General features: G+C 66.8%; 25 protein-coding genes and 1 pseudogene. 9 read left to right on the top strand and 17 right to left on the bottom strand.

Going from position 1 to position 26072, the window contains the following annotated elements; all coding sequences use genetic code 11:
• Nucleotides 1-38: 38 nt before the first annotated feature.
• The 9 genes from J1M43_RS12830 to J1M43_RS12790 all read right to left on the bottom strand — a co-directional run bounded on the left by J1M43_RS12830 (nucleotide 39) and on the right by J1M43_RS12790 (nucleotide 6393).
• On the bottom strand, nucleotides 39-818 hold the full coding sequence (locus tag J1M43_RS12830; RefSeq protein ID WP_206476935.1) for a low molecular weight phosphatase family protein: 780 nt from the start codon (nucleotides 816-818) through the stop codon (nucleotides 39-41).
• Nucleotides 815-1279 (bottom strand): VanZ family protein, encoded by a 465-nt coding sequence (locus J1M43_RS12825; protein WP_206476934.1) that lies wholly within the window; start codon nucleotides 1277-1279, stop codon nucleotides 815-817. The genes J1M43_RS12830 and J1M43_RS12825 overlap by 4 nt, the downstream gene beginning before the upstream one ends.
• A gap of 53 nt (nucleotides 1280-1332) precedes the next feature.
• Nucleotides 1333-1716 carry a response regulator transcription factor gene (locus tag J1M43_RS12820; protein ID WP_206476933.1) on the bottom strand — a complete coding sequence of 128 codons (384 nt, stop codon included), beginning with the start codon at nucleotides 1714-1716 and terminating at the stop codon, nucleotides 1333-1335.
• Complete coding sequence (locus J1M43_RS12815; RefSeq protein ID WP_206476932.1) at nucleotides 1716-2246, bottom strand: hypothetical protein; 531 nt, start codon at nucleotides 2244-2246, stop codon at nucleotides 1716-1718. Before J1M43_RS12815 ends, J1M43_RS12820 begins: the two co-directional genes overlap by 1 nt.
• Nucleotides 2243-2767 (bottom strand): signal peptidase I, encoded by a 525-nt coding sequence (locus J1M43_RS12810; RefSeq protein WP_206476931.1) that lies wholly within the window; start codon nucleotides 2765-2767, stop codon nucleotides 2243-2245. Before J1M43_RS12810 ends, J1M43_RS12815 begins: the two co-directional genes overlap by 4 nt.
• A gap of 53 nt (nucleotides 2768-2820) precedes the next feature.
• A complete protein-coding gene (locus J1M43_RS12805) occupies nucleotides 2821-3384 on the bottom strand; it encodes a hypothetical protein (RefSeq protein ID WP_206476930.1) in 564 nt (187 codons plus the stop codon).
• Between the two features lie 206 nt (nucleotides 3385-3590).
• A complete protein-coding gene (locus J1M43_RS12800) occupies nucleotides 3591-4457 on the bottom strand; it encodes a response regulator transcription factor (protein WP_206476929.1) in 867 nt (288 codons plus the stop codon).
• A gap of 74 nt (nucleotides 4458-4531) precedes the next feature.
• On the bottom strand, nucleotides 4532-5656 hold the full coding sequence (locus tag J1M43_RS12795; RefSeq protein ID WP_206476928.1) for a hypothetical protein: 1125 nt from the start codon (nucleotides 5654-5656) through the stop codon (nucleotides 4532-4534).
• Nucleotides 5653-6393: a sensor histidine kinase KdpD gene (locus tag J1M43_RS12790; protein ID WP_206476927.1), complete on the bottom strand. Its 741-nt coding sequence runs from the start codon at nucleotides 6391-6393 to the stop codon at nucleotides 5653-5655. Before J1M43_RS12790 ends, J1M43_RS12795 begins: the two co-directional genes overlap by 4 nt.
• Nucleotides 6394-7290: 897 nt before the next feature.
• Here J1M43_RS12790 and J1M43_RS12785 point away from each other — a divergent pair.
• Nucleotides 7291-7632 (top strand): annotated as a pseudogene (locus J1M43_RS12785) (DegT/DnrJ/EryC1/StrS family aminotransferase); the annotation flags it as partial.
• A gap of 39 nt (nucleotides 7633-7671) precedes the next feature.
• Here the strand turns inward: J1M43_RS12785 and J1M43_RS12780 are convergent.
• The 3 genes from J1M43_RS12780 to J1M43_RS12770 form a co-directional block, all read right to left on the bottom strand.
• Complete coding sequence (locus tag J1M43_RS12780) at nucleotides 7672-8421, bottom strand: low molecular weight phosphatase family protein (protein ID WP_307823443.1); 750 nt, start codon at nucleotides 8419-8421, stop codon at nucleotides 7672-7674.
• Nucleotides 8422-8452: 31 nt separating this feature from the next.
• Entirely contained in the window at nucleotides 8453-9763 is a 1311-nt protein-coding gene (locus J1M43_RS12775) for a UDP-glucose/GDP-mannose dehydrogenase family protein (protein ID WP_206476925.1), read from the bottom strand.
• A gap of 120 nt (nucleotides 9764-9883) precedes the next feature.
• The gene (locus J1M43_RS12770) at nucleotides 9884-11071 is read right to left on the bottom strand and encodes a glycosyltransferase (RefSeq protein WP_206477390.1); all 1188 of its coding nucleotides are present in this window, start codon (nucleotides 11069-11071) and stop codon (nucleotides 9884-9886) included.
• Between the two features lie 216 nt (nucleotides 11072-11287).
• Here J1M43_RS12770 and J1M43_RS12765 point away from each other — a divergent pair, with 216 nt between their 5' ends.
• The 5 genes from J1M43_RS12765 to J1M43_RS12745 all read left to right on the top strand — a co-directional run bounded on the left by J1M43_RS12765 (nucleotide 11288) and on the right by J1M43_RS12745 (nucleotide 16896).
• Nucleotides 11288-11776 carry a hypothetical protein gene (locus J1M43_RS12765; RefSeq protein ID WP_206476924.1) on the top strand — a complete coding sequence of 163 codons (489 nt, stop codon included), beginning with the start codon at nucleotides 11288-11290 and terminating at the stop codon, nucleotides 11774-11776.
• Between the two features lie 84 nt (nucleotides 11777-11860).
• Nucleotides 11861-13255 carry an O-antigen ligase gene (locus J1M43_RS17105; RefSeq protein ID WP_206476923.1) on the top strand — a complete coding sequence of 465 codons (1395 nt, stop codon included), beginning with the start codon at nucleotides 11861-11863 and terminating at the stop codon, nucleotides 13253-13255.
• Entirely contained in the window at nucleotides 13231-14847 is a 1617-nt protein-coding gene (locus J1M43_RS12755) for a polysaccharide biosynthesis tyrosine autokinase (RefSeq protein WP_206476922.1), read from the top strand. Before J1M43_RS17105 ends, J1M43_RS12755 begins: the two co-directional genes overlap by 25 nt.
• On the top strand, nucleotides 14831-16003 hold the full coding sequence (locus tag J1M43_RS12750) for a glycosyltransferase family 4 protein (RefSeq protein WP_206476921.1): 1173 nt from the start codon (nucleotides 14831-14833) through the stop codon (nucleotides 16001-16003). Before J1M43_RS12755 ends, J1M43_RS12750 begins: the two co-directional genes overlap by 17 nt.
• Nucleotides 16000-16896, top strand: a complete 897-nt coding sequence (locus J1M43_RS12745; protein WP_206476920.1) for a polysaccharide pyruvyl transferase family protein — start codon at nucleotides 16000-16002, stop codon at nucleotides 16894-16896. Before J1M43_RS12750 ends, J1M43_RS12745 begins: the two co-directional genes overlap by 4 nt.
• Before the next feature lie 319 nt (nucleotides 16897-17215).
• Here the strand turns inward: J1M43_RS12745 and J1M43_RS12740 are convergent, their stop codons facing one another.
• From J1M43_RS12740 to J1M43_RS12730, 3 genes are all read right to left on the bottom strand, one after another.
• Nucleotides 17216-18409 (bottom strand): hypothetical protein, encoded by a 1194-nt coding sequence (locus J1M43_RS12740; protein ID WP_206476919.1) that lies wholly within the window; start codon nucleotides 18407-18409, stop codon nucleotides 17216-17218.
• 150 nt (nucleotides 18410-18559) lie between these two features.
• Nucleotides 18560-19408, bottom strand: a complete 849-nt coding sequence (locus J1M43_RS12735) for a hypothetical protein (protein WP_206476918.1) — start codon at nucleotides 19406-19408, stop codon at nucleotides 18560-18562.
• Nucleotides 19405-20457, bottom strand: a complete 1053-nt coding sequence (locus J1M43_RS12730; RefSeq protein ID WP_206476917.1) for a glycosyltransferase family 1 protein — start codon at nucleotides 20455-20457, stop codon at nucleotides 19405-19407. Before J1M43_RS12730 ends, J1M43_RS12735 begins: the two co-directional genes overlap by 4 nt.
• Before the next feature lie 108 nt (nucleotides 20458-20565).
• Here J1M43_RS12730 and J1M43_RS12725 point away from each other — a divergent pair, with 108 nt between their 5' ends.
• Both J1M43_RS12725 and J1M43_RS12720 read left to right on the top strand, forming a co-directional pair.
• Nucleotides 20566-21549, top strand: coding sequence for a glycosyltransferase family 2 protein (locus J1M43_RS12725; RefSeq protein ID WP_206476916.1), 984 nt, complete (start codon nucleotides 20566-20568; stop codon nucleotides 21547-21549).
• An 80-nt stretch (nucleotides 21550-21629) separates the two neighbouring features.
• Entirely contained in the window at nucleotides 21630-22454 is an 825-nt protein-coding gene (locus tag J1M43_RS12720) for a hypothetical protein (RefSeq protein WP_206476915.1), read from the top strand.
• Here J1M43_RS12720 and J1M43_RS12715 read toward each other — a convergent pair.
• Nucleotides 22451-23293, bottom strand: a complete 843-nt coding sequence (locus tag J1M43_RS12715; RefSeq protein WP_206476914.1) for an alpha-1,2-fucosyltransferase — start codon at nucleotides 23291-23293, stop codon at nucleotides 22451-22453. The genes J1M43_RS12720 and J1M43_RS12715 overlap by 4 nt on opposite strands.
• On the opposite strand from J1M43_RS12715, the gene J1M43_RS12710 reads away from it, so the two are divergent.
• Entirely contained in the window at nucleotides 23274-24215 is a 942-nt protein-coding gene (locus J1M43_RS12710; RefSeq protein WP_206476913.1) for a glycosyltransferase, read from the top strand. The two genes, J1M43_RS12715 and J1M43_RS12710, sit on opposite strands and share 20 nt — an antisense overlap.
• Before the next feature lies 1 nt (nucleotide 24216).
• Here the strand turns inward: J1M43_RS12710 and J1M43_RS12705 are convergent, their stop codons facing one another.
• Nucleotides 24217-26019, bottom strand: a complete 1803-nt coding sequence (locus tag J1M43_RS12705) for an ABC transporter ATP-binding protein (RefSeq protein WP_206476912.1) — start codon at nucleotides 26017-26019, stop codon at nucleotides 24217-24219.
• Between the last annotated feature and the right edge of the window lie 53 nt (nucleotides 26020-26072).

The raw sequence follows: 26072 nt of genomic DNA, 5'->3' as shown, positions 1-26072 counted from the left end.
CGCCAGGCTCAGGGGCCGACGGTTGCGGGGCGTCGGGCTCAGCCGAGCGCCCCCCGCACGACGCGCTCGACCTCATCCAGGGCAGGGATCAGTTGTGCAGCTGACTTCGCGTATGTCTCCTGCGAGCGGCGATACGGGTCGATCACGTCGTCGTCTTCGGGATCAGTCGGCACGAGTCCACGCTGATCAGTGACAGCCTGCAGCACGGCAGCCAGCCGCGCCTTCGGATCTGCGCCGGCGGCCTCGGCGGCGGCGCGGGCCTGATCAGTGCCGAGCGTCGACGCGAGCCGTGCGAACTCCCTGACCGTGAACGTGCGGCGCATGCGGCTCGGCACCATCTTCACGGCATACGAACGATGCTCGCGCGCCATGGCAAGCACCAGGTCGGCATCCAGCAGGTAGGGCTCCACCAGATAACGGGCGGCGTGAGCCGCAGCATCCGCCGTCCTTGCCCCCGACTCGAGGGCGAGGGCCTGTGCGGGTCCGGTCATCTCGTGATCGACCAGCGCATGCGTGCCGGCGCTGTGCACGCGAACGCCGAGCGGCTCAAGCCGGGCACGCAGCAGCACTTCTGCCATGGGCGAGCGGCAGATGTTGCCGGTGCACACAGTGAGGATCGTCAGCGCATGCGGGGCGCTCGGCTGCGCAGCATCCTGCACGTCCGGCGCTTGGCCGGCTTGCACCCGATTCGACTGCGGGTCCGCCTGCGACGGGCGCGCCTGTACCGGGGCATCCTGCGGCGTCTCACTCGCGATCCGCCGACGCCATTCGCGACGGCTGACGCCCGGAGGCGGCGAGTCAGAGGAGGAAAAGATCATGCTTCCACCGTAGAGGCTCGCACGGTCCTCGGAGCAGGATGCCGTTGCACGAACAGGCGAACGGCCAGGCACCCGATCGCGGTGCCGATCGTGTTCGCGATGACATCCGACAGAGTCGGGTAGCGGCTGGGCAGCAGCGTCTGCACCAATTCGATCGTCGCGCTCGCCGAATAGCCCAGCAGCAACACCACCCAGGCGTTCGACCGCGGCCAGGCGGCCACCAAGAGCAGGCCGAGGGGCACGAAGAGTGCGATGTTAGCGAGGAACTCGAACACCGTGTAACTGGTGGCGAGCGAGATGGTCGAGTGCTCGCTCACGTAACGCGCGAAGCGGAAGACGATGCCGGTCACCTTGGATGCTGCGGTCGCAGGCAACCAGACGATCAGGGCCAGCGCGAGGGCATATGGCACGAGCATCACTCGCGCGAATATCGCGACGGGCGGAAGGCGGGTCGACGGCATGAGCGACAGCTTACGAGACGGTCCTTGAGCGAGCCTGAGCATGACGAAGCCCGTTACGACCGGCGCGCGCGACGCAGCATCGCCTCGACCCTGGCGCGGAGCTCGAGCGGGCGCAGCGGCGTGGTCATGTAGCAATCCGCTCCGGACTGGTATCCCAGAATCACGTCGCTCTGCGCGGATCGCGTGCTGAGCACGACCAGATACGTCGCGCTGTCCGCGCGGATGCGCCGCGCGATCTCGAAACCGTCGGCGTCGGGGATGTCGATGCCCAGCACTGTGACGACGGGGGAGTACCGGCGAACCGACTCGACCGCCGTGGCGGGGGAGACGGAATACACGGCGAGCCCGGCCCGTGCGAGCACCTCGATCACCGATGAGCGCTCGGCGGCATCATCGTCGATGACGACAGCGATCATCTGCGGTGACGCCGCGCCCATCAGGAGCACATCGCGGACGCGCCGGGATCGTTCTCCACGACCTTGAAGTAGATCGAGTGCGTCTGCCACTCCAGTCCTGTGCCGCGCGCACGTGGCAACTGGCTGCAGTTCCAGCCGTCACGCGATGTGAACTGCGCGCCGGAGAGCACCTTCGACGAAGTCCAGGACCACGTTGATTCATTCCCCTGCACTGTGCTCAGATCAACGTCGAAGCTGACCCAGCGGGTTCCGCTGGGAACGTCGAAGTTCAAGTAGTAGTTCCGAAAGTGCTTCCCGGAATCGACCCACCCGAAGTAGTACGAAGTGCCGACGACGCGGCATCCGGCGAGCTGGACCCGGTTATCGCCGTAAGCAACGCAGCTGCTCGCCGTGGTGGTCGTCCAGGTGCCTGCCGTCACCGCCGCAGCCACCTGTCCCTGATCGGTCCACGATGCGGAGGTGCGCTCGAGTCCCTGATCGGCGGTGGCTGCCCCCAGGCCGCCGCCGATCAGAAGCGCGATCGCGAGCGCGACGAAGCGCTTGTTCTTCATGCCCGTGCGACCTTCGGCGCCGGACGAGGTCTGGCAGCGGGAGGAGTCAGCATGGTGAGCCCCAACAGCCCGAGAAGACCCACCATCAATGGCACCGCTACAGCGGGCGTGGTCAGACGCATGAGCACGGAGCCCCAGCCGGGCAGCTGAAGCGACGGCTGCCAGACCTCACCCGCCACCGCGTAGTCGAGCGCGTCGGTGTATTCGTTGTTGTCGCCCTTCATGGTGATCGTGTACCCGCCGTCGACGGCCGGTGCGATCGCCGCGATGCGGTGTGTGACCAGATCTTCGGTCAACTCGCTCGGCAGGCTGATGACGTCTCCGACGACGAGCTCGGATGCCGGCACGCGGGTGTCGATGATCAGGTCGCCGGTCATGATCCCTGGCTCCATCGAGCCGGAGATCACGACCAGCGGCTTGATCAGTCCGAGCGACGTCAGCGCCCAGACCACGCCGCACGCGAGACCGATCGCCGCGAGGGTCCACAGTGCACCCATGGCGACGCGACGCAGTGCCTGCATGATGGTTCCCTCGTGTTTCAGTGGTCGGTGTCTCGTGTTTCAGCGGTTGGTGGTCAGGAAGTCGCGGTGGCGGTCAGCGTCACGACCACGGTGCCGGACTTGCCGACGTTCGCCGAAGTCCAGTCGGCAGGGGTCGTGAGCGTCAGAAGGAACTGGTCATCGGAGCCGGTCTGGCCGGTGGGTGCGAGCGTCTCGGCGAGGCCGGAGAGCGTGGCGGATGGGTTCGCCGCGAACGTCGAGCCTTCGGAGAAGCCGACCGTCTTGGTGAGATTGGCAGCGACGGAGCTGTCGTTGCGCACCCAGAGGCTCACGTCGCGCTTCTGACCGGGCAGCAGGTTGGCGTACGCAGTCGACGGGACCTTGACGTCGATGGTCGTGACGCCGTCAACCGTCTTCGCGGCGCCCTCGGACCAGGTGTTTCCGTCGAGCGACACCTTCAGATTGAAGGTGGCGGCGCTGGCAGAGGCGCTGAACCAGCCGTTGTCGGTCCACGCGGCGCTCGTCGCTGCGGCGCCGATACCGCCGATGGCGAGTACTGCGAGGCCGAAGGCGATGAACGGGCGGCGCTTGTTGCGGCGCTCCTGCGAAGGGACGGTTTCAGTGTGGGTCGATGTCATGTTCTGAAGCTATGGAGCCCGCCTCAACGTGCACCCAAGCGACCCATCGTGTCGTCTAAAGGTTGAATGAAGGATCGTGCCGGAATGCCCGGGTCAATGCATCTTGGTCGGCTAAAAGTCGTAGTAGTGGATCGATGAATGGCTAGCAGAGCATGGACCTTTGGGGAATCTTGTGGTGGTCTTGTGGCTAGGTCAAGGTCGGCGCGTCAAGATCGCATTGTCGGAGCGCAGACCCGATCACACTGCATCCGATGAAGACAGAGTTCAACAGACTTCGCTGTCGTCATGTGCGCTTCGATGGCGCGCTTGTCGGCCTCGCCCACGAAGTCGGTCGTGAGGTACGACTCGCCGCGCAGCACCAGCGTGAGCTCGGCCTTGCTGCGCACCCGGCGCTTCGATTCCATCAGCGCGTGCAGCAGATCGAACTCGGTGCGGGTCAACTCGACCACGCGGTCTTCGATGATCGCGATCCTGGTTTCAGGATCCAGCCGCAGATCGCGGTGCACGACCCAGGCGCTGTCGTCGCCGGCGTGGAGCGGCTGGCCCGGATGCGCCGGCTCGACAACGGTCATACCCGACGCTGGAGTCGACGTCGGGGAATCGGCAACGCCCGCCGGTGTCGGCGCGGTCGGGGCCGCCAGTTGCGGCGCCGCTGCAGGCGATGACGCGGGCACGGCAGACACTGCACCACTGCGCGGACGGCGCAGCAGCGCTTCGATCCGCGCCCGCAGCTCACGCGGCCGGAACGGCTTGTTCAGGTACTCGTCTGCGCCGGCACTGAGGCCGAGCACGACGTCGGCCTCTTCATCGAGGGCGCTGAGCATGATGATGTACGTGTCGCTCCGGGTGCGGATGCGGCGCGCGGCCTCGAACCCGTCGATGCCCGGCATGTTCACATCGAGCGTCGTGATCAACGGCTGATGCGTGAGCACGGCGTTCACTCCATCGATGCCGTTGCCGACTGCGACCGTCGTGAAACCTGCCGCTTGCAGCACCTGAACCAGAAGATCACGCACATCCTGATCGTCTTCGACGATCACCGCAGTCTTCTGCGTCTGGGCGGCGTCATACATCTGTGGAGTTCTTTCACTCAGCGTCAGGAATTGGGGACTTCCACCGTCATGCTACAGCGCATGGATGTGTTGTGTCAGGGAGCGGTCTCACTGACCCGCTCCCACCTGTTACCGCCCGCCCCCTGTGCGATCTCGGCCGCGGCGGCGGCGGATGCGATCAGGTCGTCGAGGTTGTAGCCGGCCACCGGAACCTGCGTCCAGCCGACGCTCGCCGACATCCGGATCGGTACCGGCTGACGGTCATCGATCGTCGACACCCGCTCGAGCAGATCCGTCACCACCTCGCGCACGCCGCCCTGCGCGCGCGGCACAAGTGCGATGAAGCGGGTCGCGCTGAGCTGCTCGAAATCAGCATCCGCGGGCAGCGCCGCGTCGACATCGCGACCGAATCGCTCGCTGATCGCGTTGAAGCCGGCGCTGCTGGATGCTGAGCGGATGTCGTCTGGGTCATCCAGGCGGATGTCGAGAAGCGACCACCACGGGTCGGAGGCGGCCTCGGCGCGATTGAGCCGGTTGCGCACCGTGCTGTCGAAGGTGTTGCGCGGCGAGAGCGTCGTGTCGCCGGCGCGCGTGGTGAGCAGCAGACAGGTGACGAGGTTGCAGGTGATGTAGACCGTGATGCCGATCATGTTGAGCGTGCGCAGGAACTGCAGGCTGTCGGCGCCGCCGATGGTGCCATTCGCAACCAGTACCCCATTGATGATCGTGATGAGGGCGAACACCAGGAACGCCGCCGAGACGGCCATGAGCGGAAGCGCTTCGTCGCGCAGGTGGGGCCCCAGGCGCACGAGCTCCACGAGCATGAGCACCGCGAACACCGCTGTCGACGAGAAGAGCACCCGGAAACCGATCCCGTATACGCCGAAGTACATGGTGGCGACGAGGAAGAGCGGCATGACCACGACGAAAGTCGCGGACAGCACCACGAACTGACGTTCGAGGCCTCGATAGGCACGCAGGCCCGACCACATCAGCGGCATCGGCGCGATGACCAGCGCAGACCCGAGCGCGCGCAGCGGCTCGGAATCGAGCATCTCGTGGGCGAGCCAGACGTACGCCCCGACCATCGCGATCGCGAAGCCCGCGGACCAGATCGCCGTGGCGCGCGAGGGCCTCGGCAGGAAGCCCAGCGCGATGAAGATGACGGTGGCGACCGTCGCCACGGCGATGACGGGCATCACCAGGGAGGAGTTGATCATGCGGGGCTCCGTTCCGGAGACGACTCGCGGGGCTCGCGAGACGAGGGGAGGACGATGCTGACTTCGGTGCCCTGACCGAGATCGCTCTTCACGTCGATGCGGCCACCCTGCGCGAGGACGATGTCGCGCGAGATGCCGAGTCCGAGGCCAGTGCCGGGGATTCCCTGCTCACGGGCGACCTCGGTGCGGAAGTCGGGCTCGAAGATGCGGGGGAGGTCGTCGACGCCGATGCCGATGCCGGTGTCGGTGACGGTGAGGGCGACTTCGCCCGGGGCGGGGCAGTGACCGCGCACACTGACCTTCCCGCCGCGCTGGACGTACTTGATCGCATTGCTGATCACGTTGTCGACGACCTGACGCAACCGGAAGGCGTCTGCGCACAGGGGGAGGTACTGCTCCAGATCGACGTCCAGGGCGATGCCGCCGGCATCCGCGACCGGGGCGAAGCCCTCGATCGACGCCCGTGCGATGTCGGCGAGGTCGAAGTGCACGTCGCTGTCTTCCGCGCGAGCACCTGGTGTGACGAGCGCATCGTCGATGAGGCGCTCCATCCGGGTGCCGGCTCGCTCGACGACGTCGAGCTGACGGCGCGCCGCCGCGCTGATGTCGTCACGCTCGATGAGCAGATCGATGTGACCGAGGATCGCGGTGAGGGGGTTGCGCAGCTCGTGGGAGATCGTGCGGCGCGTGGCCGACGCATCCGTATGCGGATCCATCGCTGCGGTCACGTCGCGCACGATCAGCAGTACGCCGTCGTCGGCGACTGCTGACTGGCGATCTCATCGACAATAGACAAACCGCCGTTCTCAGGGCGGAGCACGATGAAAATCGCGGCATTGCCGCCGAGACTGCGTGCTTCAGAGTTCCCCTGGAACATCAGCAGCTAGTTCCGTGGCCCATCCGCACCGAGCGCATTCGGCAAGACCTCTACGATGTCGCGTACCGGCTGGATCATCGGCTGGCCCTCGGCCAATGCTCCGTCCAATTGGTGTAGGCCGCTAGATACTTGATCGACGAGGCCTCCTCGATCGATCCTCTCGAGCGAGACCACAGCATCATCAATCCCGGACTCGATTTGATCGATGAGGGCGGCGATGCCAGTGACCAAGAGCGGTTACCGAGTGCACGGCGAGCCCGACCCGACCGGGCACCTCGATCACCGATGAGCCCTCGGCGGCAGCATCGTCGAGGACGACAGCGATCATCTGCGATGTCGCCGCTCCCATCAGGAACACATCGCAGACGCGTTGGGGTCGTTCTCGGCGATCTTGAAGGAGAACTGCGACGTCTGCCACTCCGCACCGGTCGACCGCATACGCGGCAACTCGGCGCACGCCCGTCGCGGGCTCGGAACTGCGGATGTGCGTTGGAGAGCACCTTCGTGTCGATCCTGGTTTCAGGATCCAGGCGCAGATCGCGGTGCACAACCCGCGCGCTGTCGTCGACAGCGCGGAGCGGCCGCCCCGGATGCAACGGTTCGAGAACGGTCATGCCCGATGCTCGAGTCGACGTCGGAGAGCCGGTGAGTCCCGCAGTTCACGCCGTGGGAACGGCTTGTTCAGATACTCGTCTGCGCCGGCGCTGAGGCCGAGAACCACGTCGGCGTCTTCATCGGGGCCCTGAGCATGATGATGCATGAGAGCGAGATCATCGGATTCAACGCCCGCATGACCGATATCCATGCGGCGATCGGCCGTGAGCAGTTGACGAAGGTCGACGCGTGGACGAAGACCTGTCAGGCTAATGTGGCGTTCCTGGACGCGAACCTGCACGGCGTTGTCACACCTCCAGTGGCAGAGCGGGCGGTGCATGTGTATCACCAGTACACGATCCGTGTGCCGGAGGATCGGGACGGGTTCGTGGCGGCGTGGAAGGCCGAGCGCGCGAGGTCGCGTCCCTGCCGGTGCTCCCTGTCGCAGGGCGACCTTGAACGCATCATCACCGCTGTCAATACCCTCACCAAGGCAGGCGCCTGACGGCGGCCGCTCGGCCTCTGCCGAGGTGGAGCGGCTTGCTCAGCCGAGCGCCGCGCGAACGATCCGGTCCACCTCGGCGACGGCGGGCGTCATCTCTGCCGCTGACTGCTCGTAGATCTCCTGCGAACGCCGGTACGGGTCGATCACGTCGTCCTCGTCGGCGACCGGTTCCGACAGGCCACGCTGGTCGGCAACTGCGAGTGCTACGGCGCGCAGACGTTCGCGGGGGCCGTCGCCTGCGGCGTCTGCGGCGGCGCGAGCGTCTTCGGTGCTGAGGGTTGAGGCCAGGCGTGCGAACTCGCGGATAGTGAACACGCGGCGCAGACTGCGTGGCATCATTTGCACGGCCCGTGAGCGGTGTTCGCGGCTCATCGTCAGAATCAGATCGGCCCGCTGCACCATCGGCTCGATCAGGTAGCGCGCACGGTGGGCGTCGACGACGCCGGCATCCGCCCCCAACGCTCGTGCCATATCCTGCGCCGGCTGGGGCATGCCGTAGTCGACCAGAGCCTGGGTCCCCGCACTGTGCACGTGAACGCCCAGCGGCTCGAGGGTGCGCCGGAGCAGGATCTCGGCCATCGGCGATCGGCAGATGTTGCCCGTACAGACGGTCAAGATGGTCGGGCGAGCATCTTCGGGGCGCGCGGCAGCGCTCTCGGCCGACGCGAAGAGGCCGGGCAGAGCACCAGAGGACTGCGTGTTCTCGGGCGTCGAAGCTCCCGCGGTACGTCGGCGCCACTCGCGGCGGCTGATGCCGGCGGGAGGGTCACTCGGAGGAAGCGAAATCACACTCCCAGCCTAACGTCGCCCGCCTGTGGCATCACGGCCGGCCCATTCCGAAGTACTGCCAGCCGGCCGCTCGCCAGGCCGCAGCATCGAAGCCGTTGCGGGCATCGACCACCACGCGACCATCCGTGAGTGTCGACGCGTGCTCAGGCGTCAGCTCGCGCCGATACTCATCCCATTCGGTCACCATCACGACGGCATCCGCATCACGGATCGCGTCATCCCGGCTGGTGATGTACGTCAGCTGCGGATGAAGATGGCGAGCGTTCTCGATCGCCTGCGGGTCGGTGACCACGACATCCGCTCCGAGGCCGTTGAGCCGCACGGCGACATCCAGCGCCGGCGAATCGCGCACGTCGTCGCTGAACGGCTTGAACGCAGCGCCCAGCATCGCCACCTTCTTGCCGAACACTCTGCCGCCGAGCCCTTCGACGACGAGCTGCACCGCACGATCGCGGCGGCGCAGGTTGATCGCGTCGACCTCGCGCAGGAAGTTCACCGATTCTCCGCGGCCGAGCTCTTCCGCACGTGCCGCGAATGCACGGATGTCCTTCGGCAGGCATCCACCGCCGAAACCGATCCCCGCACCGAGAAAACGACGGCCGATGCGCGCGTCGTAGCCGATCGCGTCGGCGAGCTGGGTGACGTCGGCGCCGGTGACCTCGGCGATCTCGGCCATCGCGTTGATGAACGAGATCTTGGTCGCGAGGAACGCGTTCGCCGAGACCTTGACCAGCTCGGCTGTCGCATAGTCGGTCACGATGAATGGGGTGCCCTTGGCGACAGCGGGGTGATAGATCTCCCGCAGAATATCCGCCGCGCGTTCGCCCTCAGGCCCAGCCGGCACTCCGGCGACAAGGCGATCGGGGTCGACAGTGTCCTGCACCGCCCAGCCCTCGCGGAGGAACTCGGGGTTCCACACCAGCGTGGCGCCGACATCCGTGATCCGTGGAGCGAGTTCTGCGGCGGTGCCTACGGGGACCGTCGACTTGCCGGCGACGATGTCGCCGTCGGCCAGGTGGGGGAGCAGTGAATCGATCGCCGCGTTCACGTAGGTGAGGTCTGCCGCGTGCCCGCCGGACTGCTGCGGCGTGCCGACACCGACGAAGTGCACGGCCGCGCCGGCCGCCGCCGAGATGTCGGTCGTGAACGACAGACGACCGGAACGCATGCCGTCTTCGAGAATCGCCGGCAGCCCCGGTTCGAAGAACGGCGCCTGTCCCTTCGACAGCGCATCGATCTTGCGAGAATCGACGTCGATGCCGACGACCTCATGGCCGATGGATGCCATGGACGCAGCGTGCACGGCCCCTAGGTAGCCGCAACCGATGACGGAAAGCCGCATGTGGTAGTTCCTCTCTCAGACGAACATCGGGCTCATCATCCCGTTTGCGTAAGCGGCATTCAGGACGTTTCGGTGGCCGGGAGGTGTCCGTTTCGTAACCTGTGGGAGACCGTCGACTGCTCAGGCAGCCGGCCGGAAGCGTCTTGGAGAAGGCGGCTCCGGCGCGAACGGCTTCCGCAGCGTGCGCAATGGCGTCATATCCTGCTCATCGCCCACGAAGCGGCGGATCTTCGCGGTGAAGATGTCTTCGTGGAAGCGCGCCGTCGCCGAACGGGCGTCGAAGCGCGGCAGGAACATCGCCGTGCTGATCGCATCGGCGAGGTCGACAGCATCCGTCGACTCGGCTGTCACCCCGCTCACGCCGTCGATGTACGTTTCGAGCTGGCCGCCTTCGGGGCCGGTGACGACGGGCACGCCGGCCGCCTGCGCCTCGACCGGCACGATGCCGAAATCCTCGACGGGCGGGAAGACGAATACGGACGCACGCTGCATGAGCGCGTACAGCAGCGCATCCGACGGCGCGATCACGAAAGTGACCGGTACACCCGCCTGCGCGGCGACCGCGTTGAGGCGCTGCTCATCCGGACCCGACCCTGCGATCACGACGGGAAGCCCCACGCGGGCAGCGGCCTCGATCACCAGATCGAGATGCTTGTACGGGATGAAGCGCGACGCCCCCAGCACGTAGGTGTCCGGCAGGGCATCGATGATCCGGCGCTCGTCATCGTCGGTCACGCCGGTGCGCCAGTCGGGCCGCGACAGGATGCGCTCGACAGCGACCGGAGGATGGATCACGGTGGCGTCGCGATCCCACGCCCGCCGGATCCGCTCCCGCACGAACTCGCTGTTCGCCGCGATCGCCGTCGCCTCCTGCGCGCGACGACGGTCGATGCCGCGGAAGATCGGCGCGACCGCACGCACCGCCGGATTGTCGCCGCGGCGGTCGAGCTCGGGGTTCCAGATGTACCGAGCCGGCGTGTGCGCGTAGACGTACTTGGGGATGTCCTGCCCGGCCAGGCGCACATGGTGCGCGAAGACGTAGGAGCTCACCAGCATCCAGTCATACGACGCGTCGGCACGCACATGACGCCAGAGAGACGGCATCAGCGGCAGCGCCAGCGCCTTGTGCCGTCGCAACGGCGTGCGCGCGAGCCACGACTCATCGAGCTGCCGTGTCGGAAACGCCGAAGGCGCATCGCTCCACAGGCAGCGCACGTCGGCATCGGGAAACGCGTTCCCCATCACGTCGAGCACGCGCTCCGCGCCGCCCGATCGCTCGATCCACTCCGTCACGAGCAGGCCGCTCATCGCAGCCACCCCAGATTCCCACTGCGCATGCTGAACTGCCTCTCCCCAGAGCACTATCAAAACGCCCTCCCACAGGGCGTCGTCGTCGGTGACCCTCCCACAGGGGCACCGATGTGCCAATCATGCCCCATTTCTGAGGGTTTCGGTGAAATGACTTCTTCTGCACCGGCGACGGCGCGCCGTGACTGTCCACCGAACCCGGCATACGCGGCCCGCATGTCGAACGCCGCCCGTAGCCTCGAAGAACAGGCAAGAAGGCCAGATCTCGGGCACAATAGGAGCGTGTACATGTCCGCCGAAATGATCACGACCATCGTGGGTGTCGTTTCGCTTCTGCTCGCCTTCGCGGGCTCCTTCGGCTGGATGATCCACCGCACCGATGCCCAGTTCGCTGACGTCCGCCGGGAGATGCGGGACGGGTTCGCTGACGTCCGCCGGGAGATGCGGGACGGGTTCGCGGGTGCCCACGACGAGATGCGGGACGAGACCGCCGGGGTCCGAGGTGAGCTGCGAGACGAGATTGCCGGTGTCCGGGGGGAGATCGCTGGCGTCAGGGGCGAGTTTGCCGGTGTCAGGGGCGAGATCGCTGAAACTCGTCGCGAACTCGGAGCTCGCATGGACAAGATGAACGATGAACTCGTCGAACTCAAGATCGCGGTCGCGCGCGTCGAGGGGCCACCGCGGCACCTCATCACCGGTCGCTGACGCTCGGCATCGTCTGCCGCTCTCCACTTATCCGAACCCGCGCCCGACGGACGCCGGTGTCATACTGACTCAATGGGGATAGGTGTGGCTCCGGCCCACCAGCGAACGGGGATTCGCCGGTGGCTTGCGGACCTGTGGGCAGACGCGTGGCGATGGGTGCTGTTCGCCATCGGCGTCGCCGGCGCGGTGTACTTCGTGCTCGACCGCGGCCTCGCCAACGGTGCCATCACCGCCGTCGTGATCGGCGTGCTCATGATCGCAGCCGTGATCACCTGGTCGACGCCGATCGCGACGATGCTGATGGCGACACCCGCAGTGTTCATCGTCGAACGGATCGGCCTCGGCGGCGGCGACTTCACCGTCTCGGATGCGGCGCTCGCCGCCGGCTTCGGCGTCGCCGTGCTGCTCGGCCAGCACGAGCACACACCGCCGATGCGGGCGATGCTCCGGCTCAACCTGATCTATCAGTTCAGCACAGTGTTCACCGTCATCATCAACCCGTTCCAGCAGAACGTCGTCGAGTGGGTGCGCGCGTGGCTGCTGATCTCCGGCGCCCTGATCCTCGGCTGGGCGATCGGGCGGTCCGGGAAGGCATACATCGCACTGCGGCTGATCCTCATCGTCGGCGCCATGATCGCCGTCGGCACGCTCATCACCGCCGTCATGAACTTCGCCCGCGGTGAGTTCGCCGCCGTGTATCCGGCCTGGCCGTGGCCGATGCACAAGAACGCCGCCGGCGGAGCGCTTGCCTTCGTCGCTTTCGCCGCCTGGCTCAGCCCCGACTGGGCGCGCATCCCGAAACGATGGGCACGCATCACGTTCGTGCTCTGCCTCGTCGCCCTGCTGCTGACGCAGTCGCGCCAGGCCATCATCGGTTTCATCGTCGTGATGCTCATCTACGTGCTGCGTCAGGGCGGGGCGAAGCACTGGGTGCTCGCCTTCCTGCTCAGTGTGCCCGGCATCTGGCTGCTCGCGCAGAGCGTAATCGAGCAGGTCGAATCGCAGAACAAGTTCAACTCGGTCTACCAGCGGCTCAACTGGCTGCAGGAGGTCTACCACCTGTGGCGTGAGCAGCCGCTCGTCGGGCACGGCCTGCGCTACTGGTACGTGCACCCGACCGCCAACTTCCAGCCCCCGCAAGCCGAGCTCGAAGTGATCGCCTCGACCGGTCTGATCGGCCTGCTCGGCTTCACGATCATGTGGGTCGGCTTCATCGTGGTGCTCTGGCGCGTCGATCCGCGATTCGGGATGCTGGCCTTCGGATCGGTACTCGCTCGCATCGTGCAGGCGCAGTTCGACCTGTTCTGGGTATCGGCACAGGTGTCGATCCCTTTCCTGATCGCCGGTCTGTGTCTGGGGGCACTGGCTTTCGAAGCGGCGCAGTCATCGGGCAAGTTCGATGCCGCGGCATCCGTGCCCATGCGTAAGATCAGATCCAACACTCTGGGGGCCACATGGAACTCCGCGACTACTTCGTAGCGTTGCGGCGGCACGCACTGGCGATCGTGCTGCTCACATTGATCGGCGTCGGCGTGAGCTACGGCTGGGCGAAGCTGCAGACGCCGGTGTACGAGGCATCGGCCAGCGGCTTCGTCAAGACGCGCGACCTCGGAACCGACGCGGGTGTCGTCGTCGCACCGGGCACCCAGGACGCACTCGCCAACGCCAAGGTCGAGACCTATCTCGACATGGCGATGTGGCGCACGGTCGCAGAGCACGCGGCGGAAGAGCTGGACCTCAGCGACAGCCCGGAGCAGCTCGTCAGGCGCATCACGGTGGAGAACCCCCCGAGCACGGCGATCCTGCGCATCACCGCCCAGGGCTCGAGCCCGGAAGCAGCACGTGACCTCGCCTCGGCGTGGGTGCGCGGCCTCACCGCAACGATCGACCAGTTCGACGGCGACGGCACAGAGGGGTCATCGCCGATCACCGTCATTCTCGGCGAATCGGCGGCGCTGCCAGTCGCACCGTCATTCCCCGACACCCGCTCCGCCGTCGTCATCGGCGGCATCATCGGATTGGCCGCGGGTATCGCCTTCGCGTTCATGCGCGCATATTCCGACCGGCGGATCCGTGCTGCTGACGACGTCGAGCAGCGCCTGGGCGTGTCGGTGCTCGGTGCCATCCCGACCATTTCGGGTCTCGACAAGCACCAGCGACTCATCCCCGAGCAGGACAGCGCGTCGAAGAGCTCGTTCGCCGTCTCGGAATCGTTGCGCGTCATGCGCACGAACCTGCAGTTCATGGACGTCGACCACCCGCCCCGGCGCATCGTCGTCACCAGCGCACTGCCGGGAGAGGGCAAATCCACCGTGGCGGCGAACCTCGCCGCGACACTCGCAGCGAACGGCGCCCACGTCGTTCTCGTCGACGGCGACCTTCGCCGCCCGACCGTCGCGCGCACCATGGGCCTGGCCCACGGCGCCGGACTCACCGACGTGCTGGCCGGGCGGGCGGATCTCACCGACGTGCTGCAGCGCGCCCCGGGGATGCCGGGGCTTCTCGTGCTCGGCGCCGGCACCACCCCGCCCAACCCCAGCGAGCTTCTCGGATCCGACCGGATGAAGACGCTGCTCGACCAGCTCGCCGACCACGCCACCGTCATCATCGATGCGCCTCCGCTGGTGCCCATCACCGACGGCGCGATCCTCACGCATCAGGCCGACGGCGCGATCCTCGTGATCGCCGCCGGGTCGAGCACCTACGACATCGTGGCCAAGGCGATGGATGCCATCGAGAAGGTGCACGGACGCGTGCTCGGCGTCGTGCTCAACCGCGTCGCACTCTCCAGTTCGGGGGCCAGCTACGGCTACGGGTATCAATCGGCGCCTCCCGAGGAGGCTGAGCCCGCGCCGCGACCACGGAGGGGGGCGCGGCAGTCGACGGGCCCGCGACGTTCGCCATCTGACCCATCCGACGGGTATCAATCGGACGAGACCATGTCGATCGACGACCTCCTCCGCGCGGCGAACAATGACACCTCGACCGAACGTCCGCTGAACCCGCTCCGTCCGGCGAGCGTCGATCTGCCGACCGAACGCCCCGGCGGACGCGGTGCATCGAAGAGATGACGCGCCTTCAGGCCTTCGCATCGCGCTGATCTCGTCATCGTTCGCGCCGTTCGTCGGCGGGGTCGAGGAGCACGTTGCGCGGGTGGGCGAAGAGCTGCAGGCGCGGGGGAATGCGGTCGAGGTCTGGACGGTGGATCGAGGGGCGCGTGCTTCTGCCCGCGGGTTCGGCGTTCGGTATCTGCCGACACCGCTGCCTGCCCGCAGCGCCCGTGATCTGGGGCGGTTCGCGCTGCGCGCGCCCGGCGCGCTGTCGAAGTGGTCGCGGGCGATGCGCGAGTTCCGTCCTGACGTTGTGTCGGTGCAGTGCTTCGGGCCCAACGGGCTGTACGCGCTCGGCATCCATCGCCGATACGGCGTGCCGCTGGTCGTCACGTCGCACGGCGAGACCCTCGGTGACGACAACGGCGTCTACGCGCGCTCTGCCCTGCTGCGACGGGGGCTGCGAGATGCGATCGCCGCAGCGTCTGCGGTGACCGCGCCGAGTGCGTACGTGCTCGCCGATCTGCGGGCGCGGTTCGGGCTGGATTCGCGCAGTGGCATGGTGATTCCGAACGGGGTCGCTCCGCTGCCGCTCGTCGAGGGTGTGGAGCGTCGGTCGGATCTGCTGGTGGCGGTCGGGCGGCTCGGGCGGATGAAGGGCTTCGACCTGCTCATCGACGCCTTCGTCGAGGCGGATGCCGCCGGGGTGGAACTCGAGATCGTCGGCGAAGGGCCGGAACGTTCCGCACTTCAGCAGCAGATCTCCCGCGCCGGGTTCAGTGACCGAATCCACCTGGCAGGACAGGCGACGCCCGAAGGGGTCGCGGCGCGCATGGCGGCGGCGACCGCCGTGGTCGTGCCGAGCCGTTCCGAGGCGTTCGGCATCGTCGCACTCGAAGCGTGGCGGGCTGGTGCTCCGCTGCTGATGACGTCGCGAGGCGGCGCAGCCGAGTTCGTGCGCGACGGCGAAGACGGGCTGCTGGTCGACCCGACGGACCGCCTGTCGCTGGCATCGGCGATCCGACGGATGCTGGGCGAAGAGCCGCTTCGTCGCACCCTGGCCGCGAACGGTCGTACGCGCCTGCCGGAGTTCGAGTGGGCGCGGGTGGCGGAGTCGTACGAGACGCTGTTCCACGATGCGGTCGGCGGGGTCGCCGTATCGGGAGGCGCGAGGTGAAGTATCACGGTGCCGCGCGACGGAGGCTCAGGCAACTGGGACGGTTCGGGTCGGCGCTCGGACGTCGGACGGCGTGGGGCGGACACATCGTTCCGACGTTCTGGTGGGACGGCCACCCCAACTTCGGCGACGACCTCACGCCGTGGCTGCTGCCCCGCTACGGGCTCGTGCCGCAGTACCGCGAACCCCGTGCGGCCGGGTTGGTCGGTGTGGGGAGCCTGCTCGAGTTCCTGCCGCCGGAGTTCTCCGGAGCGATCTGGGGGTCGGGTCTCATGCGTGATGGACGGCGTCCGCTGCCGTCGGCATCCGTCCTGGCCGTCCGCGGCCCGCTGACCGCCGAGCGCATCGGGGTGCAGGCCGAGCCCGCCTACGGTGATCCTGGGCTGCTCGTGGCCAGGCACCAGGCCCGCCCGGTCGGCGACGACAGGATCGCCGTCGTGCCGCACGGACACCACCGGCCGCACGAGGGGCTGGCCGCGCTCGTGCGGGCTGCCGGCGATGGCGCGAGGGTAGTGAATGTGCATCAGCGTGCGGGTGGCGCGGTGCGCGAGATCGCCGCTGCGCGGGCGGTGATCACCACGTCGCTGCACGGGCTGATCACCGCCGACTCGTACGGGATCCCCGCCGTCTGGACGACGCTGGACCCGCCGCTCGACGGCGGCGACTTCAAGTTCCGCGACTACGAGGCTGCGGTGACTCCGGGGCAGTCGAGGTACCGGGAGTTCGACGCGTCGCAGCCGCTGGAGGAAATGGCGGAGTCCGGGTGGGTGGCTGATCAGGCGACGGTCGCGCGGCTCAATGACGGGCTCGAGGCGGCGATCGCGCGCGTGGCCGGGTTGCCACTGGGGCAGCGACGGTTCCCGTCCGGGATCGTGTCGGCGCTCAGGGGCTGAGTCGTCGTTTCGACGCGCTTCGCTTGCTCAACGCGTTTCGTCTCGTCGCTGCGCTCCTCGCTCAACGACCCGCGACTGCTGCCTTGCGGGCGAGACGAAACGGTCTGCGAATGCTGCCATGCGGGGCGAGGCGAAGCGAGACGAAGCTGCCATACGGGGCGTTGAGCGAGCGAAGCGAGACGAAACGGGTTGAGCGAGCGTCAGCGAGTCGAAGCTCAATGACCCGCGAATGCTGCCATGCGGGGCGAAGCGAAGCGAGACGATGCTGCCATGCGGGTCGTTGAGCGAGCGGAGCGAGACGAAACGGGTTGAGCGAGCGTCAGCGAGTCGAAGCCGGCTCCTGACCCCGCCGCCCGAACCGGCGCAGCATCCGTCGCCCCGACCTCCTCGCCTCGATCCGCACCCACCGGACCGCAGCACGGCGGCGATCCGACGCGCGCCAGCGCCATCCCTGCGCGGCCGCGAAGTCGCGGATCTCGCGCTCGAGCGGATCGTTGGCCGACAGCACCCGCGCGATGTACGCATCACGGTGGTCGGCATACGTGGCGTAGGTGAAGGCATCAGGGCAGAAGTCCTGAAGATGCCCGGCGATCTCCAACGTGAGCATCGCGCGCACGCATTTCGCGCACTTCGAGCAGTTGCCCACACGCGTCGGATCGTCGTCGGTGCACACGTCGAGATACCGTGCCTCTGGACGTCCGATCAGAGCGATCGTCCGCTGCACTCGGCTCAGGCCCGAGCTCGTCGAGCTGACCGACACCGCGGTCGTCGACACCAATGGCAGCAGCATCGGGTCGAGCCGGGCGATCTCGCCGGAGTCATCCACTCGCCCGAAGACGTACGAGATCTCCGATCCCACGTGCAGGTGCCCGATCCCCGCCGACAGCAGATGGGCGACGGCGGCGTTGCGCATCGAAACCGACTCGAGAAAGCCGATCAACGGGTAGTGGGCGTCGAGGTTGCTGTCGACGGTCACGAACGGCAGGCCGTAGTCGGCAGCGAGGCGTCGTAGTGGCTCGCAACGCAGTCGCCACAGCTCGTCGCCGTCCGGCCCGTGCGCGCCGACGTTGTTGTTCAGCAGATGCGTCACCCGCAGCGATTCGGGCACGTCGTCGCTGTGGAAGTACTCGATGAGCACTGCTGAGGAATCGACGCCCCCTGAGCTTGCGGTGGCGACCCCCGACGCGTGCGCCGCGGGGACGGATGCGGCGTCCGCGGTGACCCGGATCGGCAGGAGATCGTGATGCTCCATCTGCAGCAGGCGCTGCAGGTCGTTGTTCGCCTGATGAAGCAGGCTGTCGGTCACCGTGCCGCCGATGTGCAGGTCGCGCCCGACTTTCATCGCTGGCATGAGCAGTGCGATGAGCGCGTGGTCTGCGCGGTCGCCGAGCAGGTCGGCGAACTGGTCTGGGACGGAGAACCAGAGGGGTGCGCGGTCGCTGACGTCGACGGTGACTCGAGTCTGGCCATCCACGTGCTCACGACGCGGCGGCGACACCACCATTGGGTTCATTGCGTCAGTATGGGGCTCCGGCGCCGGTGCGGGGCGGAAATCTCGACAAGTGCGGGGCGTAGGGGATTCGCGGGTGCGGGGTGGGGCCGCAGCGGGAGGTGGCACGAGGTGCCGCGTGCTCAAAGCCTTGCGGCCGTTCGCGACACCTCGCTACCCCCGGCGGCGCAGCTTCCGCACCCGCTCGCGCACGGCGCGTCCGGACGGCAGCACCGCACGTGCCACACGCCACGGCATCCAGCCTGTCGCAGGTACGCCGAACTCCGTCGCGATCCTATGGGTGACGACACTGCCCGCACCGCCCAGCGCATTGCCCGAGTGCGACTGGCTGGTGCCGACCCGGTAGAGCGCGCCGGGGAACGGCAATGGCGACAGCGGTAGATCGTCGTGGAGGTGCATGTGCGACCCGAGCCAGCGCTCGAGCAAATCGCCCTGCTCCGCGTACAGCTCGCCCTGCGTCGCGATCACACCACCGGTGGTCGGCGGCAGCAGATCGGCGCGCACGATGTGAGATGACCCGCACTGCAGCTGGAAATCCCCGGAGTGCCGACGGATCGTGCGGCGTTCGAGCTGCACGCGCCATCCGTCGGTGATCGTCCACCCAGGATCGCCGGCATGCGCGGCGACGAACCCTGTGAGGCGGTGCGAGACGAAGTCATCGGCATCGACGAACATCACGTACTCGGCTCCCAGCTCGCGCGCGCGGGTAAGCCCGATCGCGTTCTTCGTGCCCTTGTCGCGCAGCACCGCCGCGATTCCGGTGCGGGGCGTGCGCTCATCCGACGGCGGCGGGAACGACACCTGCACCTGGTGGACGCGATCATCACGTGGCAGCTCGACGGACTGGTTCGCGACGACGACGATCGCGAAGCGCGGGTCGGCCTGACCCAGCCACGCGGTCACCGACTGCCGCAGCATGGCCTCGACCGATGCGTAGTCGGTGCTGTTGCGCGGATGCCGGATGCTCGTCACGAACGCGAGCACAGGGTTCTGCGGGCTCATCGCACGGCGTTCCAGATCCTCGCATGGCCGGCGGCGCTTCGCTCCCAGGTGTACTGGGCGGCGTGTGCGCGGCCTCCTGTGACTAGGCCGCTGAGCGCGCTGTCGCCGGAGGTGGCGTCGATGATGCCGGCGGCGATCGCAGCAGCATCCGGCTCGGTGAGAATCGCGTGCCCGCTGGCGACCTCCGGCAGACTGCTCGTGTTCGCGGCGACCACGGGCACGTTCGCCGCCATCGCCTCGAGCACGGGCAGTCCGAAACCCTCGTACAACGACGGCACCGCGACGACGGCGGATGCGGCGACGAGGCCGGGCATGAGCTCGTCCGGGAGTCGCCCCAGCAGGTGCACGCCCGGCTGCCCGTCGAACAGCGCGGTGCGCTCGGGATGCTCGGGCCCCGCGAGAGCGAGTCTGAGACCCGGCCGCTCGCGGCGGATCAGCGGCCATGCCTCGGCGAGGGCGCGCAGGTTCTTGCGGCGTGCGGCGCCGCCGGCGTGCAGCACGTACGGCCCGTCGAGTCCGAGCCCCTGCAGGAGTGCGGGAGCGAGCGGAGCAGCATCGAAGTAGCGCGGGTCGACGCCGTTCGGTACGACGTGCGGATCTTTGATGCCCAGCAGCTCCTGAGCCTCGGCCGCCGTGAATGCTGAGACGCAGATGACGGCGGCGCTGCGTCGGAGTTCTTCGGCGGCGGCCGCCACTGGCCCCGACTCGTCGGGGAAGCGCCACGCCACGACGTCGTGCAGCGTCGCGACGTCGGCGTGCGGCGATGGCGGAAGCTCGAGCGTCATGCGGTGTGAGACATCGTCGCCGCGGTAGAGCAGTCGTCCAACGGCCGCGCGCGTCGATGCGGAGGCGCGTGCCAGGCGCCCCAGCGGCAGACGCCGATCGCCGGGCAGCGACGAACGCAGCGATCGCACGGTGTGCTCGTGCACCGACCACACCTCGCCCGTCGCGGCCAGCGCCTCGGCCGCTCGAGAGGTCACCTGTCGCTGGTACGCCTGCGCGCCCATCGGCGTGTCCGTCGCGATCGTCGTGATGGAGAGCTGGGGCATGGCCTGAATCTAGCGTGCCCGCGTCGGTCGCGGTCGATATAGTCGAGGCAGCACGGGATCAGGGGACGTTCCGGGCATCAGGGGAATGCACCAAGGGGAGTGTGGACGATGGCGCGTCATGCAGTGGTGGTCGTGGCGACGTATCGTCGCCCGGATTTTGTTCGCACGTGTCTGGAGCATCTGGGGCGGCAGACGCTCGCGCCGGAGCGCATCGTCGTCGTGGACGCCTCGCCTGACGAGCTCACGCACGCGGTCGTCGACGAGTTCATCGGTGCCGCGGGCTTCCCCGACGTCGAGTACCGCCGCAACGATCTCGGCGCAGGGACTCTCGCGGCATCCCGCGCGATCGGTTCATTCGACGCGACCGAAGACGTTGTGGCGTTCATCGACGACGACGCCTACGCCGAGCCGCAGTGGTTGGCCGAATTGCTCGACGCCTATGAGCCTGACGACGTCGGTGCGGTCGGCGGGCGGGCGAGCAACGATCGTCCAGGAGAAGAGCTCGAGGGGCACGACCGCATCGGCCGATTCCTGCCCAACGGGCGCTTGACCGGGAACTTCGGCGCCGATCCGGGACGCGTCGTCGATGCCGACCACATGCTCGGGGCGAACATGTCGGTGCGCACTCGGGTGCTGACCGAGATCGGCGGCATCCACGACTTCTACCCCGGTACGTGTCTGCGTGAGGACAGCGACCTCGCGCTGCGCGTGCGCAAGGCCGGGTACCGCATCGTCTTCGCCCCGGATGCGGTTGTGCTCCACGTCGCGGGCGACTACGCCAAGGGGCGCCGCTTCGATCGGCGCTATCGGTTCTACGGCGCACGGAATCACATCCTGCTGCTGCGCACCACGCTCGGCTGGTCCGACCCGCACATGACGCGCTATCTCGGCTCGGTCGTCGCAGGCGTGGGGCGAGAAGCCACCACAGGCGTGCGGGAGTGGGGTGCGAAGGATTCGCTGCGCTCGCGCGTTCGCGGGGTCGGAGGAGGTGTCGTTCGCGCGAGCACGGATATCGCGGGAACGTTCGTGGGGCTGTTGGCAGCGATTCGTCCGCACGACAGGGCACGGCAAGTGAACGAGACGACTAGATGAGACCACTGCGGATAAACGCGTACATCCTTCTCGCTGATCCGAGCTATTTGCGAGAAAGCCTGTCCGCATACTATCCGTTCGTGGATCGGATCGTGCTCTCCTATGACCGGACCTCGACGTCTTGGACCGGAACGCCCCTCCCCGTTGCGCAGTGTCTTGCGATCATCGCCGAGATCGATACCGAGAGAAAGTGTGTACATGCGCCGGGTGATTTTGCTCAGGTAGAGCGTCATCCTCTCGAGAACGACACCTTTCAGAGACAGGCAGCACTCGATGTCGCCTCCGCGGGCGCTGACTGGGTCGTCCAACTCGACACCGACGAGGTGATGCTCGACCCTCACGCATTCTTCGCGATGCTTGATCGAGCGGATCGTGCAGGTGCCTCGGGACTCGATTTCCCTTCTCGCTGGCTGTACACCCGCAACGACCGCGGACGATATCTGGAGGCATCGAGCAGATTCTGGCGTCCCGCGGGTTCATTTCCTGGACCGCTTGCTGTGAAGGCAGGTACCCGGCTATTGCACGCTCGTCAGGCGGGGGTCGATCTCTTCCGGGTCGATCTGCGATCGAGGAACACCGACCCCTGGCGACCTCGAGACGCCGTCGTGAACGCCGTCGTTCCCAGCGATAGCGCCGTCCTGCATTTCTCCTGGGTGCGCACACCAGAAGTCATCAGGCGGAAGTTCCGATGGTCAGGGCATACGGCGTCAATGAAGCCGCCTTTGGTGTTACGGCGTTGGGTGCGGCGAACCAAGCATCCGCTTCTCGCCGTCATCACAGCGCCGTTGCGTCGTAGAGATGACGGGTGGTATCGCCTGGTGTCCATCCCGGAACCGCCGGGCGGGGCCCCGATCAACGTCGTCATCGATTCGATCGCGGATAGCGGTGAACCGAGGCGCAGCTAGTGGAATCCAGGGATCGCCGTCCAAGTCGGGTCTAGCTGGTGGGCATCGGTATCGGCATAAAGCCGGCCGTGGAACAGTGGCATGACGATCTGCGCATCCGCACGGATGGCGTCGGCCACGTAACCGGCCCAGTAAGTGAACGTCGAGTTCATACCTATGATGCGTCGCGCACCTGCGACCGCAAGAAAATTCGCCGCTGGATCCGGGTCGGCGTAAGCCACGTTGGCCACTGCATGCATGAGCGGGGCAACATTCTGCCGGCACCAGTCGGCGTCGTCCGACACGATGAGCACATCGTTCACGTTCGAGAACTCGGCAAGGGCTGCACGAATGTAACCGAGCTGGTCGAAACCATAGAGCTTTTTCAGCCCTGGGTTGGAGTAGTAGTCGCCGCGCCGAACGTTGAGAACGATCCGATCTGGTGGACTGAGCGGGATGTGATCGGCGATGTTGTCGCGGATGAAACGGTGCGCGGACTCACGCGTGAAGTCCTTGCCGAAGACCTGACGCCAGTCCTGATCATTCCACTCACGCTGGTCGTGAAATCGCAGCTCATCTCGTGTGATGGTCAGCGCCCGGAGGGCAGGAAAGGTCTCGAACCACGGTGCCATTCCCGGTGCTTCGAGGACCAGCGTTGGCTGTCCCGCGACTGATTTCTGATGCGCGTCCAGCCACAGGTACATCCAGTTTCCGAAACGAAGTCCTGCAGGCGGAGTCATGATCACTGTCCGATCACCGCGTCGCATGCGGTCAAGCATCAGAGCGATGAACCTGCGTACACGCCAGCGGACGTGGCCTACTGCTCGGCTGAGGAAGGTCATGAATGACGAGGTCGGCATGGCTGATAGCTTATGGTTCGAGCGAGAGGAAGTCCTGGTGCCGCAGACGATCGCTGTGATCATCGCGACGAACCGTGGTGGCCCGTACCTTGCTGAGGCCGTGGAGTCCGTGCGTCGGCAGACCCGGCCGGTCGAAGAGGTCGTCATCGTCGATGATGGTGCTCCTGCTGGTGAACTGCAACGTTTCGTCGAGAAGAACTCGTTGCGGTACGTACGCTCTGACGGCCAGGGCGTTTCGGCCGCGCGCAATGCTGGGGCCGCCGCGACTTCTGCAGACTGGTTGGTCTTCCTCGACGACGATGATGTCTGGCACCCAGACCGCATACAGGAACAGCTCCGCGCTCTCGAGGGACGGGCGGGGACAATTGCGAGTCATACGGGTGGCTGGTACATGGATTCTGACGGCAGCAGATTCGGCGTGGACTGGTCGGCCCCATCCGCGTCGTCAATTGAACTGCTCCGCGGGGATGTGCCTCTGCCGCGGATTACGACCCTCATCGTGCGGCATGATGCTTTCGATCGTATAGGTGGGTTCTGCAACGGCATGCGCATGGGGGAAGACCACGACCTGATCTTGAGGCTGTTGATGCTGGGGGAGTCGGCGGCGGTCGACCGTTCGCTCGTCGGATACCGAAGACATCCTGACAACGTAACGAGTCGGCTATCGAGTGGGCGCCCGAACGCACGTAGGTGGTGGCGAAGACTGCGCGCAGAAGCGCTCGTTCACGGTGATTCGGCCGTGGTGGAAGCCATTGACGAGAACCGGCGGCGAACACGGAGAGCAAATTCCGAGGCGGACCTGGGCGAACTCATCGACGCGGTGCGGCATCACCACTGGGCATACTCGGCGCGTATCAGCTGGAGCTTGGCACTGTCGCCGGGGCAGACGGTCCGCGCCGTCCTTCGGCGGGCGAGGGCTTGAGCTACTCCAGCTTGCCCAGTTCGACAAGGCGCGCGAAGTCGGCGTTCCGCTTCTTGACTTCGTCGAATGTACCCGCTGCGGCGACCGAGCCCGATTCGAGGTAGATCAGCTCGTCGGCGCCACGGACGGTCGAGAGGCGATGAGCGACGACGATGATCGTCATCTGTCCACGCAGCGAGGTAAGAGTCTGCGCAATCTCGTGCTCGGTAGCGTTATCGAGAGCCGAAGTCGCCTCATCGAGAATGAGGACGCGCGGTTCGCGATAGAGGGCTCGCGCGAGTCCGACACGCTGACGTTGCCCGCCGGAGAGGCGCACGCCCCGGTCGCCAACGGCGGTGGCGAGCCCGTCGGGCAACTGGCCGATCAGATCACGCAGCTGCGCCATCTCAAGCGCCGAGTCGAGCCGCTTCTGGTCGACGTTCGCGGGCGCGATACCGAAGGCGATGTTCGCACGCAGGGTGTCATTCGTGAGGAAGACGTCCTGGGAGACGACACCCAGGTCGGCATACCAGGCGGCGAGATCCTCGTGGATCGGGCGCCCGCCTGACGTGACGGAACCGCTGTTCGGTGTGAGCAGCCCCAGCACCAGGTCGAGCAAGGTGCTCTTGCCGGCCCCGCTCGAGCCGACAAACGCGGTCGTATGGTCCGCGCGGATCCGGAGGCTGAGGTCGTCGATCGTCGGGGCATCCGCATCTTCGTAGCGGAACGTGACGTTCTGCAACACGATATCGCCAGTAAATCGGGCATCGCTGTGTCCCTGCTCCTCGTGGAGCGGATCTCGGTTCAAGTCGTCGATCGTCTCTGTGACGATCCGCAGCCCCGCCTGGCTGCTACGCACATTGGCAAAGCTTGATGTGATCCTCATCATGGTCGGCAGAGCGCGCATGGAAGCAGCGGCGAACAGGCCGAGAACCGGCAGTACCTGCGCACCCTGTCCGATTGCGGCGAGCACCCAGGCGATCGCGATGATCGCGATGATGAATGCCACCTCGAGGAAGTACCTGGGGATCTCAGCGAGAATCGCGCGCGAGCGGTCGAGGTCGGCGCGGTGCAGCTGGGTCTTGCGGAAACCGTCGACCAGCGTCCCCGCACTCGACGCGAGTCGGGTCTCGCGGAAGCCGTCGAGCGCGGGCATCAGGAACTGCCAGCTCTCCAGGCTGGCCTGCGCGGTCTGCTCTCCGATGGTCAACTGGCGCGGGCGCAGCACGCGCTGGGTGATCGCGATGAGCAGCCCAAAGACGACGACCGTGACCAGCGTCGCCACAGGCGAGTTCACCGCGAGTACGACCGTGATCGCCGCGAGCACGAGGAAGTCGCTGAACAGACTCACAACTCCTAGTAGCACACTGGCTGACTGTCCGGTGCAGTCGGTGATCTTCCAGTACGTCTCGCTGATCGCGCGCGTGCGGTGCTTTGCGAAGGGGGAGAGCACGAATCGCCGCATCAGCTCGGATGACGCGCGCGCAGAAATCCGCGAAGTGCGACCTACGAGCCACCAGCGGAAGAGCAGTGCACCGATGCTCTTCAGGATGAACGCCACGGCGACGAGGCCAGCGACCGCGGGCAGCAGCGTGTTGACATCCTTTGTGCCGAGCACGTCGGCGGCGGCGTCGATCACGAAGTTATCGCCGGTCCCGCCGGTCACCAGTTGCATCAGCGGAACCATGGCGGCGACTCCGATGGTGTCGAGCGCGGCGAGGGCGAGCGAGGCGAACACCGTTCCGGCGATCCAGGCGACGGGGTTCGCTCCGGTGACGAGGAGCAGACGGCGGAGCATCGACGCAATGCCAGGGGACGTGCTCATTCTTCACCTTTCGATGGCGGGGAGCTTCTCGTCAGAACACCCTGTTCCAAAAG

This window comes from Microbacterium sp. KRD172 (assembly GCF_017168295.1).
GTDB classification, from domain to species: Bacteria; Actinomycetota; Actinomycetes; order Actinomycetales; family Microbacteriaceae; genus Microbacterium; species Microbacterium profundi.
This window is presented reverse-complemented; position numbering and strand designations above follow the sequence as displayed.

Coding starts and splice junctions, on each gene's coding strand:
- J1M43_RS12830 (WP_206476935.1), bottom strand. CDS start 818: ATGATCTTTTCCTCCTCTGACTCGCCGCCTCCGGGCGTCAGCCGTCGC.
- J1M43_RS12825 (WP_206476934.1), bottom strand. CDS start 1,279: ATGCCGTCGACCCGCCTTCCGCCCGTCGCGATATTCGCGCGAGTGATG.
- J1M43_RS12820 (WP_206476933.1), bottom strand. CDS start 1,716: ATGGGCGCGGCGTCACCGCAGATGATCGCTGTCGTCATCGACGATGAT.
- J1M43_RS12815 (WP_206476932.1), bottom strand. CDS start 2,246: ATGAAGAACAAGCGCTTCGTCGCGCTCGCGATCGCGCTTCTGATCGGC.
- J1M43_RS12810 (WP_206476931.1), bottom strand. CDS start 2,767: ATGCAGGCACTGCGTCGCGTCGCCATGGGTGCACTGTGGACCCTCGCG.
- J1M43_RS12805 (WP_206476930.1), bottom strand. CDS start 3,384: ATGACATCGACCCACACTGAAACCGTCCCTTCGCAGGAGCGCCGCAAC.
- J1M43_RS12800 (WP_206476929.1), bottom strand. CDS start 4,457: ATGTATGACGCCGCCCAGACGCAGAAGACTGCGGTGATCGTCGAAGAC.
- J1M43_RS12795 (WP_206476928.1), bottom strand. CDS start 5,656: ATGATCAACTCCTCCCTGGTGATGCCCGTCATCGCCGTGGCGACGGTC.
- J1M43_RS12775 (WP_206476925.1), bottom strand. CDS start 9,763: ATGCGGCTTTCCGTCATCGGTTGCGGCTACCTAGGGGCCGTGCACGCT.
- J1M43_RS12770 (WP_206477390.1), bottom strand. CDS start 11,071: ATGAGCGGCCTGCTCGTGACGGAGTGGATCGAGCGATCGGGCGGCGCG.
- J1M43_RS12765 (WP_206476924.1), top strand. CDS start 11,288: ATGTCGAACGCCGCCCGTAGCCTCGAAGAACAGGCAAGAAGGCCAGAT.
- J1M43_RS12755 (WP_206476922.1), top strand. CDS start 13,231: ATGGAACTCCGCGACTACTTCGTAGCGTTGCGGCGGCACGCACTGGCG.
- J1M43_RS12740 (WP_206476919.1), bottom strand. CDS start 18,409: ATGAACCCAATGGTGGTGTCGCCGCCGCGTCGTGAGCACGTGGATGGC.
- J1M43_RS12735 (WP_206476918.1), bottom strand. CDS start 19,408: ATGAGCCCGCAGAACCCTGTGCTCGCGTTCGTGACGAGCATCCGGCAT.
- J1M43_RS12730 (WP_206476917.1), bottom strand. CDS start 20,457: ATGCCCCAGCTCTCCATCACGACGATCGCGACGGACACGCCGATGGGC.
- J1M43_RS12725 (WP_206476916.1), top strand. CDS start 20,566: ATGGCGCGTCATGCAGTGGTGGTCGTGGCGACGTATCGTCGCCCGGAT.
- J1M43_RS12710 (WP_206476913.1), top strand. CDS start 23,274: ATGAATGACGAGGTCGGCATGGCTGATAGCTTATGGTTCGAGCGAGAG.
- J1M43_RS12715 (WP_206476914.1), bottom strand. CDS start 23,293: ATGCCGACCTCGTCATTCATGACCTTCCTCAGCCGAGCAGTAGGCCAC.
- J1M43_RS12705 (WP_206476912.1), bottom strand. CDS start 26,019: ATGAGCACGTCCCCTGGCATTGCGTCGATGCTCCGCCGTCTGCTCCTC.